This window comes from Caballeronia sp. BCC1704 (assembly GCF_902833455.1).
In the GTDB taxonomy this organism is placed as follows: Bacteria; Pseudomonadota; Gammaproteobacteria; order Burkholderiales; family Burkholderiaceae; genus Caballeronia.
The window spans coordinates 169,610-185,335 of the sequence record NZ_CADFFT010000003.1 but is presented as its reverse complement, the minus strand read 5'-3'; the positions used below and the strand labels follow the sequence as shown (position 1 = coordinate 185,335).

At 68.8% G+C, this 15,726-nt stretch carries 9 protein-coding genes; 7 read left to right on the top strand and 2 right to left on the bottom strand.

Features of this window, described 5'->3' with window-relative positions; genetic code table 11:
• Positions 1-28: 28 nt before the first annotated feature.
• Complete coding sequence (locus tag HWX53_RS16540) at positions 29-1,777, bottom strand: ShlB/FhaC/HecB family hemolysin secretion/activation protein (protein WP_175942777.1); 1,749 nt, start codon at positions 1,775-1,777, stop codon at positions 29-31.
• Between the two features lie 56 nt (positions 1,778-1,833).
• Positions 1,834-4,161 carry a CHAT domain-containing protein gene (locus HWX53_RS16535; RefSeq protein WP_244140155.1) on the bottom strand — a complete coding sequence of 776 codons (2,328 nt, stop codon included), beginning with the start codon at positions 4,159-4,161 and terminating at the stop codon, positions 1,834-1,836.
• 148 nt (positions 4,162-4,309) lie between these two features.
• Between HWX53_RS16535 and tssJ the strand changes: the two genes are divergently transcribed.
• From tssJ to HWX53_RS16500, 7 genes are all read left to right on the top strand, one after another.
• Complete coding sequence (gene tssJ, locus HWX53_RS16530) at positions 4,310-4,846, top strand: type VI secretion system lipoprotein TssJ (RefSeq protein WP_175942775.1); 537 nt, start codon at positions 4,310-4,312, stop codon at positions 4,844-4,846.
• A gap of 120 nt (positions 4,847-4,966) precedes the next feature.
• Positions 4,967-6,316 carry a type VI secretion system baseplate subunit TssK gene (gene tssK, locus HWX53_RS16525; protein WP_175942773.1) on the top strand — a complete coding sequence of 450 codons (1,350 nt, stop codon included), beginning with the start codon at positions 4,967-4,969 and terminating at the stop codon, positions 6,314-6,316.
• 21 nt (positions 6,317-6,337) lie between these two features.
• Positions 6,338-7,645 (top strand): DotU family type VI secretion system protein, encoded by a 1,308-nt coding sequence (locus HWX53_RS16520; protein WP_175942771.1) that lies wholly within the window; start codon positions 6,338-6,340, stop codon positions 7,643-7,645.
• A 2-nt stretch (positions 7,646-7,647) separates the two neighbouring features.
• Entirely contained in the window at positions 7,648-11,274 is a 3,627-nt protein-coding gene (gene tssM, locus HWX53_RS16515; RefSeq protein WP_175942769.1) for a type VI secretion system membrane subunit TssM, read from the top strand.
• Complete coding sequence (gene tagF, locus HWX53_RS16510; protein WP_175942767.1) at positions 11,271-12,017, top strand: type VI secretion system-associated protein TagF; 747 nt, start codon at positions 11,271-11,273, stop codon at positions 12,015-12,017. Before tssM ends, tagF begins: the two co-directional genes overlap by 4 nt.
• Entirely contained in the window at positions 12,014-13,810 is a 1,797-nt protein-coding gene (locus tag HWX53_RS16505; protein ID WP_175942765.1) for a serine/threonine-protein kinase, read from the top strand. The genes tagF and HWX53_RS16505 overlap by 4 nt, the downstream gene beginning before the upstream one ends.
• Before the next feature lie 64 nt (positions 13,811-13,874).
• A complete protein-coding gene (locus HWX53_RS16500) occupies positions 13,875-15,725 on the top strand; it encodes an MltA domain-containing protein (protein WP_244140154.1) in 1,851 nt (616 codons plus the stop codon).
• Position 15,726: the final 1 nt, after the last annotated feature.

The following is a 15,726-nucleotide window of genomic DNA, read 5'->3' as shown; positions in this document are numbered from 1 at the left end:
GTGACCGCTCCGATGGGCCGTCGATCGGCTAAAACGATTTGGAAACCTGCACGTACACGCGCGGCACCTTGTCGTCGCCGGTGCTGTCGGCGCGGGTGGTGCGCCACGCCATGCTCGCGTCCACCGTGATGCCGTAAGGCGCGTTCCAGAAGAGGCCGAGCCCCGCCCCGCTGCGCGTCACGGTGTTGGCGCCCTGTGCCGGAATCGAGCGCGCGTTGTAGCGGCCAACGCCGATATCGAAGAACGCGGAGAGCGTCAGCGTCGGAATCACGGCGTAACGCAGCGAGGCGGTCGCAACGAGCCCTTCGTCGACGATCGCCTCCGACGGCGAGTACGCACGCACCGCCTTAGGGCCGCCGAGGGCGAAGCGCGACGAGTTGTCGAGGTTCCGGTTCGCCCATTGCCCCGACACGCCCACGAAGAAGCTCGTCTTCGGCGTGATCGCGTTGAGGCGGTTGGCCTGCATGATCAGACGCACGCTGTTGCCCGCCGTGTCGCGTCCGTTCGGCCCCTGGTCGATCTGCTGCGCGGCCGCCGAATCGATGTTCAGGTGCGCGAAGGCCAGTTGCAGATCCGCGCTGTTGAAGCCGCCGCCGAGAAAGCTGTCGCGACTCTCGTACGAAAGCCCGACGCTCGCCACGTAGAGCTTCTGCGGATTGTCGACGCCGACGGCGTCGATCTTGTCCGTGAGCGAGCGATACTCCAGCGCGCCGCGAACAAGCAGGTTCTGGCTGCGCGAGCGAATCAGCGGATGCGTGACCGACGCCGTGACCACGTCAGCGTCGCCGTGCGCCTGCAGCGACGAGAAGTTCTGCCCGAGGTAGTAATAGAGATGCGAGTAGGCGATCCCCATGCGCGTGCCGTTGGCGTCGATCGGCGCGTCGTAGCCCACCCGGCCATAGAGCGTATCGGCGCGCTCGGCGCCGAGCAGGTTCACGTCGAGGTTGTCGCCGATGCCGAACGGCGACGCCAGCCGGCCGACCGCGCCGAGGCGCCAGCGTCCGGCAGGCGCGGAACCGTAGTTGTCGCCGGCGAGCGCGAAGTCGTAGCGGCGCGCTGCCTCGACGGTCACGTTCAGATCGACGGTGCCGGGCGCGCTGCCCGACTCGAGCGCGGAGCTCACCTTGATGCCGGGCACGTCCGATAGCAGCAACATCGTGCGTTCGAGCTCGCCCTGCCGGAGCGGCTTGCCCGGCTCGATCGCGGCGAGCCGCCCGCGCACGAGCGACTCCTTGATGGGCGCCCCCGGCGCGATCGTCAGCCGCACGCGCCCGATCTTGCCTTCGAGCACGGTGAGCGTGACGTCGCCTTCGGTCACGTCCTGCGGCGGGACTACGACCTGCGCGAGCGGATAGCCTCGATCGCGATACACCTGCGCAATGCGCGCGGCCATCGCGTTCAGGTCGTTGATCGACACTTCCTGTCCGATCCTGTCGGCGACGGGCGCGAGCAGCGTATCGGCAGACAAGGTTTCGTTGCCCGCGAGCCGGATGCCCTTCAGCACGAATTTTCGGCCCTCGGGCGCGGGCGCGGGCGGCGCGATCGGCGCGGGCAGCGCGTTCGCCCCGACGCCGGGCGGCGGCGCGGTGACGGGCGGGCGCGGCTGCTCGTTGAGCAGCGTGCCCGCGCTCGGCACTTGCGCCGTGCCGGGCAACGGCACCTGCTGCGCCCACGCCGTGATCGCGCTCGCGCAGGCGAGGCCCACTGCCGCCGTGCGCGGGAGGCGGCGCGGACGCAAACGCACGGGCAAGCGCCGGGCGGTATGTTCGGTTTTCATGGCATGGTTCACGGCGACATCCTCAATCGGGACCGCGCGGCGGCATCGGACGAAACTCAGCGGGCGACAGAAAGCCGCCAGTTGCCCATCAGATCGAAGGGCGCCCAGTAGAACGGGTGAGCGAAGCGGCTGTTGGCGAGCACGGCGAGTTGGGCATCGCGCATCGCGTCGATCGCCTGCTCGCCTTTGGTAAGCGAGCCGTAGAAGGTGCGCATCGTGAGTTCGGTCGATTCGTCGGCGACCGGCCACATCGACACCAGCAGCGCCGATGCGCCCGCATAGAAGAAGGCGCGCGTGAAGCCCATGATTTCGTCGCCGCGCCCGACGCGCCCGAGCGCCGTCTCGCAGGCGGACAGCGTGACGAGCGCGACGGCGTCGAGCTTCAGGTTGTAGATGTCGGCGGCAAGCAGCGGGTCGGGCCCATCGGCGGGCTGGCTGGAAGGCGCGAGCAGCACGCGCGAATGCAGCGGGTCGATGGTGTCCGCCTGCGCGTGTGTCGCCACATGCACGATCCGGCCGGCCGGCGCGTTGTCGTCGAACGCCTTGCGCGTCACGTCGCCGCGCACGAAGGTTGAGTTGCGCGCGAACAGCGGACCGATGGCGCGCACTTCCGACTCCGCCGACGGCAGTTCGTAATCCGGACCGATACGCGGATTGCCGAACGCGACGAGATCGCTCGCGATATGCTGCTGGCGGCGCACGAGCTGCACCGCGACGCTCGCCGAAGGCGCGAGCGAGATCGCATGACGCTGGATCAGGAAGCCTCGGGCGTTCTTGAGCGCCTGGAACGGCATATAGTGCAGCGCGCCGTTCGGCACGACGATGAGCCGCTCACCGTCACGCAGGCCGAGCGGCTCGATCAGCAACGCATCGAGCCTGGTGCCGTAAGTGATCGCCTGCGGCTTGCCGCGAATGATCGCGTTGCGGAAGTCGCTCACGGCGAGCGTCATGTCGTGGCGCGCGATCGGCAGCGTGAAGCCCGCGATGCCGTCGGCGCGCAGCACCCACGCGATCATGCGATCGGGCAGGCCGTGATATTGGACGATCGCCTCGCCGGGCGCGAGCGCGCCGCGCACGTCGTCGAGCGCAAGCGTGCGGCCGTTGAGCTGCGTTTCGTCGACGTTCTTGTCGAGCCGGTTGCGCACCACGTCGAGCAGCGCGCGGCTGCGGCTGCGTTCGGACAGCGTCCACGCGAGCCGATAGTCGCCATCCTCGACGACGAGCGCGATGGTTTCCTCGAAGACCGTCTGAACGTCGGAGAAGAGGCCAGTCTTGAACTCGTCGCTGCGAAAGCGGGCGCGGATGGATTCGGAATCGTCGAGCGCGGCGAGCCAGGCGGCGCGGGCCTGCTTTCGATCTCCGAGCGCGAGATAAGCGCGGCCCATGCCCTCGTGCGCCCACAGATCGTCGTAACTCGCGTCGGTCCCACCCTTCGCGGCGCTCGCGGAGAACGCGGCGAGCGCCTGCTCGGGTTTGTGCTCCGCGAGCAGCAGATTGCCTTCTATGCGCTTGCCGAGCGGCGCGAGCAGGGTGCCGTCGACGTCTTTCGTCTGTGCGAAGGTCGCGCGCGCGCCGGCCGCATCGCCGCTCGCGATCTGCGCATTCACGATCGACAGGAGCACCAGCGGCCGATAACGCGGCGACGCCGAGTCGAGCGCCGCGCGATATTCGGCAAGCGCCGCCGCCGGATCGCCGCTCCGCGCCGCGATGTCGCCGAGCACCTTGTGCGCGGGCGCGAGCACCTGTTGCGGATTGTTCTGGCCCGCGGCGATGGCTTCCTTCGCGTAGCGCCCGGCGTCGTCGAGATCGCCGGCGTAGCTGTAGGCGATTGCAAGATCGCGGCGCGACAACGCGGCGAGACCGGCGTTGTCCGTCTTCGCGGCGACGACCAGCGCACGCGCCGCCGCCTCGATGCTTTCGCGGAAATCGCCGCGCTCCGCCGCCGCCACCGACATGCTGCAGTACGCATAACCGTCGAGCTTGACCTGATCGCGTGCGAGCAGCAGCTGTCCCTCCTTCGAGAGCGCCGCGATGGTTTCGGCGTCGCGCACGCGGGCTTCTGCATCGCGTGCGGCGCTCGTGAGCGGCGCGTCTGGCGATGAAGACGGCGCGTGCGTTTCGTGCGTTTCGTGCGCTTCCTGCGTTTCCGGTGCGTTGCGGGCGCCTCGCTCAGAAGAAGGCATATCGATCTGCGCGAGTTGCATGCTCGCCTCTTGCGGCGCGCAAGCCGAATGCGCCGCGGCCTGCGCATGGAGGGCGCGCGGAACGAGCGCCAGCATGGCCATCAGCGCCAGCAGGACTTCGGCGCGCTTGATCGCGCCGCTCATGGGCGCGCGTGCATCGGCCACGACACGGGCCGACGCGATCCGCTCGATCGGTTTCACAGATGCGCTCCTCGATGGACCCCGGCGAAATTTCGCCGCGATCAGACGTTCGCGGCGGTGTCACGAGTAGACGAACCACCTCGGCCGGTTTGAAAAGTGCACGGACGTGGTTCGTCTGCTGCTGTGTTGGCGGGCATACGGGCGCATCATGCAAAACATCGAGCCGAAATCATCCTTCATGCGCTTCGCTGCCGCGCTCGTCGTCGTGACGGGAACGCTTGCCGTCGCGGCCTGCAAGTCGCCGCCGCCCGCGCCCCCGCCGCCGACGATCGTGCACATCGACGTGAACGCCATCGACAAGGTCAATCCGGATCACAGCGGGCGTCCGTCGCCCGTTCTCGTTCGGGTGTACGAACTAAAAGCGACCTCCTCCTTCGACAGCGCCGACTTCTTCACGCTCTACGGCAAGGATCAGGCGACCCTCGGCGCGGATCTCAATGCCAAGAACGAGTTCCTGCTCAAGCCCGGCGAGAAGCAGAGCGTCGAGCAGCTCGCGCAGCCGGGCACGAAGTTCATCGCGGTGGTGGCCGCCTATCGCGATATCGAACGCGCGCGCTGGCGGGCCACCGCGCCGGTGCCACCGAACCAGACGACGATCATGAGCGTGCGCATCGACACCGCCGACGTGTCGATCACGGCGCAGCCCGCTCCCGCGCCGCCGGCATCGAAGAAGAAGGCGAAGTGAATGCGTCGGCGCGGCGCTTTCCAAAAATCCGGGCGCCAGATCGTTCTATGAGCGGAGCGCTCGCATCGTCGTCGGCAATGCGCGAGCGTCAGGCAAACAAGCAGAGCGCACAAGGCCACCATGACCTGGCACCAACGCACGATCTGGTCCGAGGGGCTGTTTCTCGAACCGCAGCATTTCCAGCAGCACGACCGCTTTATCGAGCACCTCGTGCGCTCGCACGCGCGCGCGACCGAAGCATGGTCGTGGGGCTGGGCGTCGCTCATGCTCGACGACATCGCGCTCGGGCTCGGCAAGATCGCGCTCGCGCAGGGGTTCGGCGTCCTCCCCGACGGCACGGCGTTCTCCTTTCCCGACGACTTCCCCGCGCCGCCGCCGCTCGACATCCCCGCCGGCACGCGCGACGAAACCGTGCTGCTCGCGCTGCCGCTGGAGCGCGCCGGCGCGAAGGCGTTCGACCCGGACGGCGCAGCGCCCGCGACCGACGGTTACGCCGGCGCGCTTCGCTACCGCACGACCGACACCGCCGTCGCCGATGTCACGACGAGCACCGACCGCGTCGCCGAGATGCGCGTCGGCGCGCCGAACCTGCGGCTCATGCTCGCGCGCGACGCGACGGACGCCTTCGCGACCATCGGCATCGCGCGCGTGCTGGAGCGTCGCGCGGACAACCGCGTGATGCTCGACGCGAACTATGTCCCGCCGATGCTCCACGCGCTCGCCGACGCGCGCCTCCTGAGCCACGCGCAGGAAATCGCGGGCCTTTTGCATCAGCATGCGGACCGTCTCGCGCGGCATATCGCGAACCCGGGGCGCGGCGGCGTCTCTGAAATCGCAGACTTCCTCTTGCTGCAGACGCTGAACCGCTTCGAGCCGCAGTTCGCGCATCTGCTGCAGGTGCCGCTCCTGCATCCCGAGCGCCTGTATGAGATCACGCTCGCGCTCGCAGGCGATCTCGCCGCGTTCGACGAACGCCGCCGCGTGCTCGCCTATCCGCCGTATCGGCACGATGATCTCGCCAGTTCCTTCGAACCGCTCATGCGCGACGTGCGGCAACTGCTCGCGCAAGTGCCGGAGCCGAACGCCATCGCAATCGACTTGCAGAGCAGGAAGCCGGGCGTGCGCGTCGCCGTCATCAACGATCTCGAACTGGTGCGCAGCGCCGCATTCGTACTCGCCGCGAGCGCGCAGATGCCGGGCGAAGCGCTGCGCACGCGGTTCCCGACCCAGGTCAAGGTGGCGCCCGCCGAAAAGCTGCGCGATCTCGTGAATCTCGCGCTGCCGGGCATCGAATTGCGTGCGATGCCCGTCGCGCCGCGCCAGATTCCATTTCACGCGGGTTATTCGTACTTCGAACTGGATCGCGGCGGCGAGCTGTGGAAGGAGCTGGAGCAAACCGGCAACCTCGCGATGTACATCGCGGGCGAGTTTCCGGCGCTCGAACTGGAGTGCTGGGCCATCCGCCACTGATCATTCAGGCATTTCGACGACATGACGAACGACAATCCCTTCGCCGGATTCGAATCCGAGCAGACGATGATCAAGCCCAATCCCGGCGCGCGCCGCCGCACCGGGAGCACGCAGGGACCGTTCACGTCCGGCGCGGCGTCGCCCGATGCTAACGCGCTTGCCTTGGATACCGCCTTTGCGCAGGGTGGCGCGGTCAATCCGCTGGTCGCCGCGTGCGCGCCGCTCTTGCAGCTCGCGCCGCGCATTCGCGCGATGAGCGCCTGCGCCGATCCCGCCGCCTTGCGCGATTCGCTCGCGGCGTGCGTGCGCCGCTTCGAAGCGCAGGCGCGCGTAAACGGCATCGCGCAGGAACAGGTCACGGCGGCGCGCTACATCGTCTGTACCATGCTCGACGAAGCCGCGTCGTGCACGCCGTGGGGCGCGGGCGTGTGGGCGCGTCAAAGCCTGCTGGTCACGTTCCACAACGAGGCGTGGGGCGGCGAGAAGGTGTTCCAGTTGCTCGCGCGGATCGCGCAGAATCCCGCGCAGCATTTGCATCTGCTCGAACTGGCGAGCATGGTGCTCGCGCTCGGCTTCGAGGGCCGCTACCGCGTCGCGGCGCAAGGCCGGCAGGCGCTCGATGCGATCCGCGCACGGCTTCATCAACTGATCCGCAAGGAGCGCGGCGAGCCGGAGCGCGCGCTCTCGCCGCACTGGCAAGGCGTGGCGATGACTCGGCGGCGCACCACCGACGTGCTGCCGGTGTGGGTCGTCGGCGCGTTGGCGCTGCTGGTGCTCACGCTCGCCTTTCTGACAATGAGCTTCCGCCTCGGCCAATTGTCCGATCCCGTGTTCGACACGCTCGCGTCGATCCGCGCGGGCGCGCAACGGCCGCTCGTCGTCGCGCAGGCGGCGCGGCCGCGTCTCGCCGAATTTCTCGCGCAGGAAATCCGCGACGGCCAGCTCGCCGTCGATGACCGCGTCGACCGCTCGGTCATCACGCTGCACGGCGACAACGTCTTCAGGGCCGGCAGCGCGGAAGTGTCGGAACAAGTGCGTCCGCTCATCGCGCGGATCGCGGCGGCGCTCGCGGCAGTGCCGGGCAACGTGCTCGTCACCGGCCACACCGACGACCGGCCGATTCGCTCGGCGCGTTATCCATCGAACTGGGAACTGTCGCAGGAGCGCGCCGCGAACGTGGGCGACCTGATCGCGGCCACGGTGCCCGCCGCGCGCCTGAAGGCCGAGGGCAAGGGCGAAGCGGATCCCGTCGCGCCGAACGACTCGCCCGCCGGCCGCGCGCGCAACCGGCGCGTGGAAATCACCCTGTTCGCGAAGCCCGGGTCCTGAACATGAAAACGCTGCTCAAGATCATCTTTCATCCGCTCCTGCTGCTCGTCGTCGGATTGTTGTTCGTTTCGAGCGTGATATGGATCGCCGGGCCGCTCGTGTCGATTGCCGGCAAATATCCGCTCGAAGCCCGCGAGGCGCGCTTCATCGCGATGGGCTGCGTCGTCCTGCTGCTCGTCTTGCGGCATGCGTGGGTCGCGTGGCGCGCGCGGCGCACGCAGGCTGCCTTGTGCGCCGGACTGGCCGCGCCTCCCGACATGGCGCGAGCCGCCGCCGCGCCCACGCCCGGCGAAGCGGAAGTCGCGACACTCGCAAAACGCTTCGACGAAGCGATCGCCGCGCTGCGCGACGCCCGCATCGCCGCGTCGGGGAGAAAACCGGGCTGGCGCGACCTGATCACGCTCTCGGGCAAACAGTATCTGTACCAGTTGCCGTGGTACATGTTCATCGGCGCGCCGGGCGCGGGCAAGACCACGGCGCTCGTGCATTCGGGCCTGCGCTTTCCGCTCGCCGAACGCTTCGGCACCGACAAGATTCGCGGCGTCGGCGGCACGCGAAATTGCGACTGGTGGTTCACCGACGACGCCGTATTGATCGACACCGCCGGCCGCTACACCACGCACGAAGGCGACCGCGAAACGGATCAGGCCGCGTGGCAAGGCTTCCTCGCGCTCTTGCGCAAGACGCGTCCGCGCCAGCCGATCAACGGCGTGCTGCTGACGCTCGCCGTGCCCGACCTGCTCGGCGCGTCGCCGGCGGGCATCGAAGAAGCGGCGGCGACGCTGCGCGCGCGCATGCGCGAGCTGATGCAGGCGTTCCGCACGCGCTTTCCGGTCTACGTGCTCGTCACCAAGACGGACCTGCTCGCGGGCTTCAGCGAATTTTTCGCGGACATGTCGAAAGAGGAGCGCGCGCAGGTCTTCGGCTTCACCTTTCCGTACGATCCGAAGCGCCCGCTAAGCGAAGCCGAATTCGCCGCGCGCGTGGACGCCGAGCTCGACGCGCTCGAAGCACGGCTCGTCGCGCGCCTGCCCGAGCGCATGAACGCCGAGACCGGCCTTGCGCAGCGCGCCGCCATCATCGGATTTCCGCAGCAGTTCGCCGCGTTGAAGCCGCTGCTCGCGGAGGCATTGCGCGCGACCTTCGTGCAGTCGAAGCACGACGACATTCCGCTCGTGCGCGGGGTCTATTTCACGAGCGGCACACAAGAAGGCACGCCCATCGACCGCGTGATGGGATCGCTCTCGCGCGCGTTCGGCATTGACCGCAGCGTGCCGCCGGCGCGAACCGCGAGCGGGCGCAGCTTCTTTCTCGAACGGCTGCTGACGCAGGTCGTGTTCGCGGAGCAGGGCCTCGCCGGGTCGAACCTGCAATGGGCGCGGCGACGGCATCTGCGGAGGCTTTCAGCCTACGCGTCGATCGCGGCGGTGAGCGCGTGCATGCTCGTGCTGTGGGGCACGAGCTATCTGCGCAACCGTTCCTACGTGGCGGGCGTGGAGCAGACCGCGCAGCTCGCGAAACAGGCGGCGGCGGGCACGACCGCGGCGAACGCGAGTGTCGTCGCCCTGCTGCCGCTGCTCTCGGCCGTGCGCAATCTCGCGTCGACTCCGCAGGTCGATGCCGCTCATCCGCCGCTCGCGATGCGCCTCGGCCTGTGGCAAGGCGCCAAGCTCGATGCCGCCGCGAACGACGCCTATCGCCGCCTGCTCGACGATCTGTTCCTGCCGAAGCTCGCGGCGCGCATCGAGGAACAGGCGCGCGGGGCGAATGCGTCGAATGCGGGTTACGCGTACGAATCGCTCAAGGCGTATCTGATGATGAACCAGCCCGATCATCAGGATGCCGACGCGCTCAAGACATGGATCGTCACCGACTGGGACAGCAGCTTGCCGCGCGAAGTCAGCAATGAGGAGCGCGTCGCGCTCGCCGCGCATCTGGACACGCTGTTCGCGCGCGGCGTGGTGCATCCGAACTTGCCATTCGACGACCGCCTCGTCGCCCACGTCCGGGCGATGCTCGCCACCAGCACGCTCGCGCAGCGCGTGTACGGGCGCGTGAAACAGCAAGGCGTCGGCGCGGACTTCCCGGAATTCACCGTGGCGCGCGCGGGCGGCCCGAACGCGTCCCTCGTGTTCGTGCGCGCGAGCGGCAAGCCGTTGACGAGCGGAGTGCCCGGCCTGTATTCGTTCGACGGTTATCACAAGGCGTTTCTCAAGGCCGTCGATCAGGTGTCGGCGCAACTCGCCGCCGAAGAGCCGTGGGTGCTCGGCATTCGCGACCAGACGGGCCTGCCGCGTGGCGATCCCGCGGCGATGCAGCGTCTGACGGAAGACGTGCGGCTGCTCTATCTGCAGGACTATGCGCGCGCGTGGACCGACTTTCTGAACGACGTGCGGATCGTGCGTGCGGACAACCTGACTCAGTCGGTGCAGATCGCACGTATCCTGTCCGCACCGGATTCGCCGCTCGCGATGCTCGTCAAGGCCGCGTCGCGCGAGACCACGCTCGCTGCTAAACCGGACAGCGAAACGACGGTCGTCGACCGAGCCACCGACAAGATCAGCGCGGCGCGCGAGCAACTGCTGAAGGTCATCGGCGGGCCGGACCCGACGCGCATCGCGCCGGTCGCGCCGGGCACGCGTCTGGAGAGCATCGTCGACGATCGTTTCAGCGGACTGCGCGCGTTGGTGACGAGCCCCGGCGCAGGTCAGCCCGCGCCCGTCGCGCAGATGCTCGCGTCGATCAACGACATGTACACGTACCTGAGCGCGACCGACGAAGCCCTGCAGCAAAAAACCGCGCCGCCGCCCTCGGACGCGCCGGCGAAGCTGCGCACGCAGGCGGCGCGCATGCCCGAGCCGATCCGCACCGCGCTGCTCGACCTCGGCAGCCAGGGCGCCGCGCAAACGCAGCGGGTGCGGCGCGCCAACATGACGGACGACCTCAAGGAGTCGATCTCGGCGTACTGCGTGCGGGCGGTGGGCGGGCGTTATCCGTTCAACCCCGCTTCTGCGCGCGACGTGCTGCCTGAAGATTTCGGCACGCTGTTCGCGCCGGGCGGCAAGTTCGACGACTTCTTCCAGAAGAACCTGGCGCCGGAAGTCGATGTCTCCGCGAAGCCTTGGGCGTTCAAGAAATCGGATTCGTCGGCGACGCAGATCAGCCCTGCCGGGCTTGCGCAGTTCGAGCGCGCCGCGACCATCCGCGGCGTGTTCTTCGCCGCGGGGGGCAAGACGCCCGCGCTCACGCTGAAGTTCAAGCCGCTCGACATGGACCCGACGATTCTCTCCTTCACGCTCGATGTCGACGGGCAGGTGCTCACCTACGCGCACGGCCCACAGATCGCGACGACGATCCAGTGGCCCGGCGCGCGCGGCTCCCAACGCGTGAGCCTGCAACTGACGCCGCCGCCCTCGAGCAGCGCGAGCAACGTGGTGTTCGAAGGCCCGTGGGCGCTCTTTCGCATGTTCGACCGGCTCGACGTAGAGCCGACCAGTCAGCCCGAGCGTTTCATCGTGACCTTCGACGTGGAGGGCCGCAAGGCGCGCTTCGAAGTGACAGCAAGCAGCGTCGAGAATCCGTTCCGGCTCGCGGATCTGCGCAAGTTCTCCTGTCCGGAACGCCTATGAGCGACGATCACGGCGTCACGCCGGGCGACGGGGGCGCAGCTATCGCCGGCTGGTACGGCAAGTTGCCCTCCCTCGGCGACTTCGCCGCGCGGCGGCTCTCCGACGCCTTCGTCGCGCCGTGGGACGCATGGCTCGCGCAGCGCGTCGCCGAGACGCAGCACGCGCTCGGCGCGGACTGGCTTTCGCTCTATCTCACGTGCCCCGTCTGGCGCTTCTTCGCGATGCCCGGTGCGATCGCGCCGACGCTCGCCTCGTGCTGGACGGGCGTCGTGATGGCGTCGGTGGACCGCGTCGGACGGCATTTTCCACTGACTATCGCGGCGGCGCTGCCGTGCGCGCCAGCCACGGGAAACGAGATCGCCGCTTTGTGGCAATGGCTCTCCGCGATCGAGAGCGTCGCGCTCGTCGCGCTGGATTGCGATCACAGCATCGAGCGCCTCGACGAGCAACTCGCCGCGCTGCCCGTGCCGGCGCCGTCGTCGCCGTGCGCCGCGACGCGCGCCGCCGTGCTCGACGCGCCGTGGGTCGTGCCATCGCCCGAGGCGCTGCCCGAAACCATCGCGCGCAGCTTTGCGCCGGCGTGGCAAAGCGAGGTCTACGGCATGAGCATATGGACCTCGGCGCAGGCCGCGAGCGCCGCCGATGGGCCGGAGCGCGCGCCGCGCCCGTTCATCCTGTGGCCCGTCTACGGTCTGCCGGACACGGCGCTCTTCACCACCTTGTTGCGGGATTGCGGATCATGAACGCGAGCGACGACGACCGCGAAGATGGCCCGACCCAAGACCACGGCGAAGCCGACCGGACGGTGATCGTCAGCGGTTTCGGGACGCAGGGCGCGCCGGTTGCGCCCGAACGAGCCGCCGCGCACAACGTTCTGCCGCCGGGCACGCGGCTCGGCGAGTTCGAAATCGTCGGGCTGATCGGCGAAGGCGGCTTCGGAATCGTCTATCTGGCTTTCGATACCTCGCTCGACCGCCATGTCGCGCTCAAGGAATACATGCCGTCGGCGCTTGCCGCGCGCGTCGGCACGACGCAGGTGCAGGTCCGTTCGGCGCGCTACGAGAGCACGTTCCGCGCGGGGCTCAAGAGCTTCATCAACGACGAAGCGAGGCTGCTCGCGCGCTTCGATCATCAATCGCTCGTGAAGGTGTATCGCTTCTGGGAAGCCAACGGCACCGCCTACATGGTGATGCCATACTACAAGGGCGTGACGCTCCGGGACGCGCTCAAGAGCATGCAGAAGCCGCCCGACGAAGCCTGGCTGCGTGCGCTGCTCACGCCGCTCGTCGACGCGCTCGCCGTCCTGCATGCGGCCAACTGCTTTCATCGCGATGTCGCGCCGGACAACATCATCCTCCTGGAAGAGAGTCACCGGCCGGTGCTGCTGGATTTCGGCGCGGCGCGGCGCGTGATCGGCGACATGACGCAGGCGCTCACCGTGATCCTCAAGCCGGGATATGCGCCGATCGAACAGTACGCCGAAGTGCCGTCGCTTAGACAAGGACCGTGGACCGATCACTACGCGCTCGCCGCGCTCGTCTACTTCGCGATCGTCGGGAGAACGCCGCCGCCGTCCGTCGGGCGAATGGTGAAGGACAGCTATCAGCCGCTCGCCAAGCTCGCCGCCGGGCGTTACTCGGACCGCTTCCTGAAGGCGATCGATCACGCGCTCGCCGTGCAGCCCGCGAACCGGCCGCAGACCGACCGGCAGTTCGCCGCCGAACTCGGCATTGCACTAGACGAGGATGCAGCAAGCGCCGGCAAGCATGGCGCGACGGCGGCGCCGCGACGGGGCATCGGCTGGATATCCGGCGCGGCATGCGGACTCACGGCGGCCGCGGCGCTCGGCTTCTTCGTGCCGAAGTTGCTGTCGCACGCGCCTTCCGCCGCTGTCGATCGCGCCGCGAAGATTGCGAGCGCGCCGGTTCCTGCTGTCGCCGCGCCTGCTTCGGCATCGTCCGCGGTCATTGCGGCGGCCTCCGAGGCGCAGGCTGCGTCCGCGCTCGCGCCATTCACGCCCGCCGATGAATTCGCGCGCATCGTGTCGCTCGCGGACCCGTCCATCGTCGTGAAGGCGGAGGTGCCGCAGCCGCGCGCGGTCATCGGGCATGACCGGCTGCGCTTCTCGATCACGAGCAATCGCGACGGGTATGTCTACGTGTTCGTCGTCGATCCGGCGAATCAGTACCTGCAACTGTTCCCGAACGAGCTCGACGAGGACAACCGCATCGGCGCGAACAAACGTCTCGTGCTGCCGCGCCCGGCCTGGCCGATGCAAGCCGGCGAGCCCGCTGGCGCGAACAATTTCATCGCGATCGTGTCCAGCGCGCCGCGCGACTTCGCCACGCTCGACATGACGCACGATTCCGTCTTCGCAAGTCTCTCGCCCGAGGGCCAGCACGCGGCTGCGGCGCGGCGCACGCTCACGGCGTCGCCGTTCGCGGGCGTACCGTCGTGCGGCAGCGCGGCGCCCTCGTGCCCGGTCGCATTCGGTGCGGCCGCTTTCAAAATCGACGTCGTCCATTCGTCCAGATAGCGAAGCGCGCGTCATGGCCTTCGGCGCGTGACACAGAAAGCCCCTGAAGCTGGACGAGGACATCATGGCACCACGTATGCGCGGCCAGGCCGCCGGCACTTTTCGCGCAGCACCGTTCGCATGCGGGAAGGTCACGCTGAAGTTGCTTTGCACCATGCTCGCGGGCGCGCTCGCCGCATGCGCGAACTCGCCGACGCCGCCCGCGCCGCAAATCGCACAGGCGCGCGAAACGGCTTCCACGGGCGCCACCGCCGACGAACTCGCCGCAGAGGCGCCGATCGTCAGCGCGGCGGCGTCGGGGCGCGAGCCCGGGATTCTCAATCCGCTCCCCGCCAGCCCCGCGGCCGCGCTTTCCGCCACCGCGACGCCCTTCGCCACGAAGAACGCGCTCTACACGCCCGTGCCGTTTTCCAGTGTGCCAGGCTGGTCCGGCGACGACGTCGCGCAGTCGTGGGACGCGTTCCGGCGCGGCTGCTCTGTGCTCGCCGGCAAGGCGGCATGGGCGGCGCCGTGCGCGGCGGCGCGCCGCATCGCCGCGAACGACAACGCCGCGGTGCGACGCTTCTTCGAGGAGAACTTCACGGTCTACCAGATCCGCAACGTCGACAAGACTTCGCGCGGCGTACTGACCGGCTACTACGAACCCGTCCTGCGCGGCAGCCGAACCTACGGCGCGCCCTACGTCTATCCGGTCTACGGCGTGCCGCGCGACATGCTTTTCCTCGATGCGCGCCGCCTGCCGCCGAACGCGCGCAACGAACCGGTCATGGCGCGCGTCGAAGGACGCACGGTGATTCCGCTCGCGGCGATCGCGACCGGCAACGCCAAAGGCGTCTACGCGCTCGAACTCGGCAACAGCGCGCCCGACATCCGCGACAAGAAGCTGCGGCTGCGACGTGAGGGCAATCGCATCGTGCCGTACTACTCGCGCGCGCAGATCGAGCGTGGGCGCATCGACGCGCCGGTGCTCGCCTGGGTAGCCGACCCCGCGATGCTCTACGCGATGCAGCTGCAGGGCGCGGGCAAGATCGTGCTGCCGGATGGCGCGGGCGTGATCCGCCTCGCGTACGCCGAGCAGAACGGGCTCGCCTTCAATCCGCCGGTCGCAACGGCGTCGAGCAAGGGCCGCAAGGTGCTGGTGCGCGGCGTCGAGATCGATCTCGACGAAGGCGATGTCAGCACGCAAGCGGACGCTTCCACCTCCGACGACACGCCGAAGTCCGCGCTATTGCGCGGCGCGCAGAACGCCGATCCGCCCGCCGACACGTCAGCGCAACCCGATGGCCCGCCCGAATCCCCGCTCTTGCGCGGCTTCACGCTCGCGAAAGGCGCGACGCCCGCCGTGCGGCCGGCGCGCGTGAGCACATCGGCGGCGGCTTACCCGGCACCTCGGCCCGTCGCGTCCGCCACCGCTGAAGCCACCGGTTCGTCCGGCGCGCCAACGCCGCCGCTCGGCTATGCGTTCGCTTCCTCGGACCCGAGCTATGTCTTCTTTCGGACCATCCCCGATTCCGCCGCCGGGCCGATCGGCGCGCTCGGCGTGGCGCTGTCGGCGGAACGCTCGGCGGCGGTCGATCCGCGCACGACGCCGCTCGGCGCGCCCGTGTTCGTCAACGCGAGCGAAGCGGGAAACGGCTCTCAGGTCGCGCGGCTCTTGATGGCGCAGGACGCCGGCGGCGCTATTCGGGGCGCGCTGCGTGCCGACTATTTCTTCGGCACCGGCGAGCAGGCGCAGCAGAAGGCGAGCCGCATGAAGCAGCCGGCGCAGATGTGGGTGCTGCTGCCCAAGGGCCTGCGCATCTCGGCCAGAGAATCCGCAGTGCGCGTGCGCGGCGGCCCCGCGATGCCGGGCGCCGATTGCGTCGTGAGCGACCCCGACCTGTGCGTCGACGATATGCCATCGACCGCGCCGTGAA

Coding starts and splice junctions, on each gene's coding strand:
- HWX53_RS16540 (WP_175942777.1), bottom strand. CDS start 1,777: ATGAAAACCGAACATACCGCCCGGCGCTTGCCCGTGCGTTTGCGTCCG.
- tssJ (WP_175942775.1), top strand. CDS start 4,310: ATGCAAAACATCGAGCCGAAATCATCCTTCATGCGCTTCGCTGCCGCG.
- tssK (WP_175942773.1), top strand. CDS start 4,967: ATGACCTGGCACCAACGCACGATCTGGTCCGAGGGGCTGTTTCTCGAA.
- HWX53_RS16520 (WP_175942771.1), top strand. CDS start 6,338: ATGACGAACGACAATCCCTTCGCCGGATTCGAATCCGAGCAGACGATG.
- tssM (WP_175942769.1), top strand. CDS start 7,648: ATGAAAACGCTGCTCAAGATCATCTTTCATCCGCTCCTGCTGCTCGTC.
- tagF (WP_175942767.1), top strand. CDS start 11,271: ATGAGCGACGATCACGGCGTCACGCCGGGCGACGGGGGCGCAGCTATC.
- HWX53_RS16505 (WP_175942765.1), top strand. CDS start 12,014: ATGAACGCGAGCGACGACGACCGCGAAGATGGCCCGACCCAAGACCAC.
- HWX53_RS16500 (WP_244140154.1), top strand. CDS start 13,875: ATGGCACCACGTATGCGCGGCCAGGCCGCCGGCACTTTTCGCGCAGCA.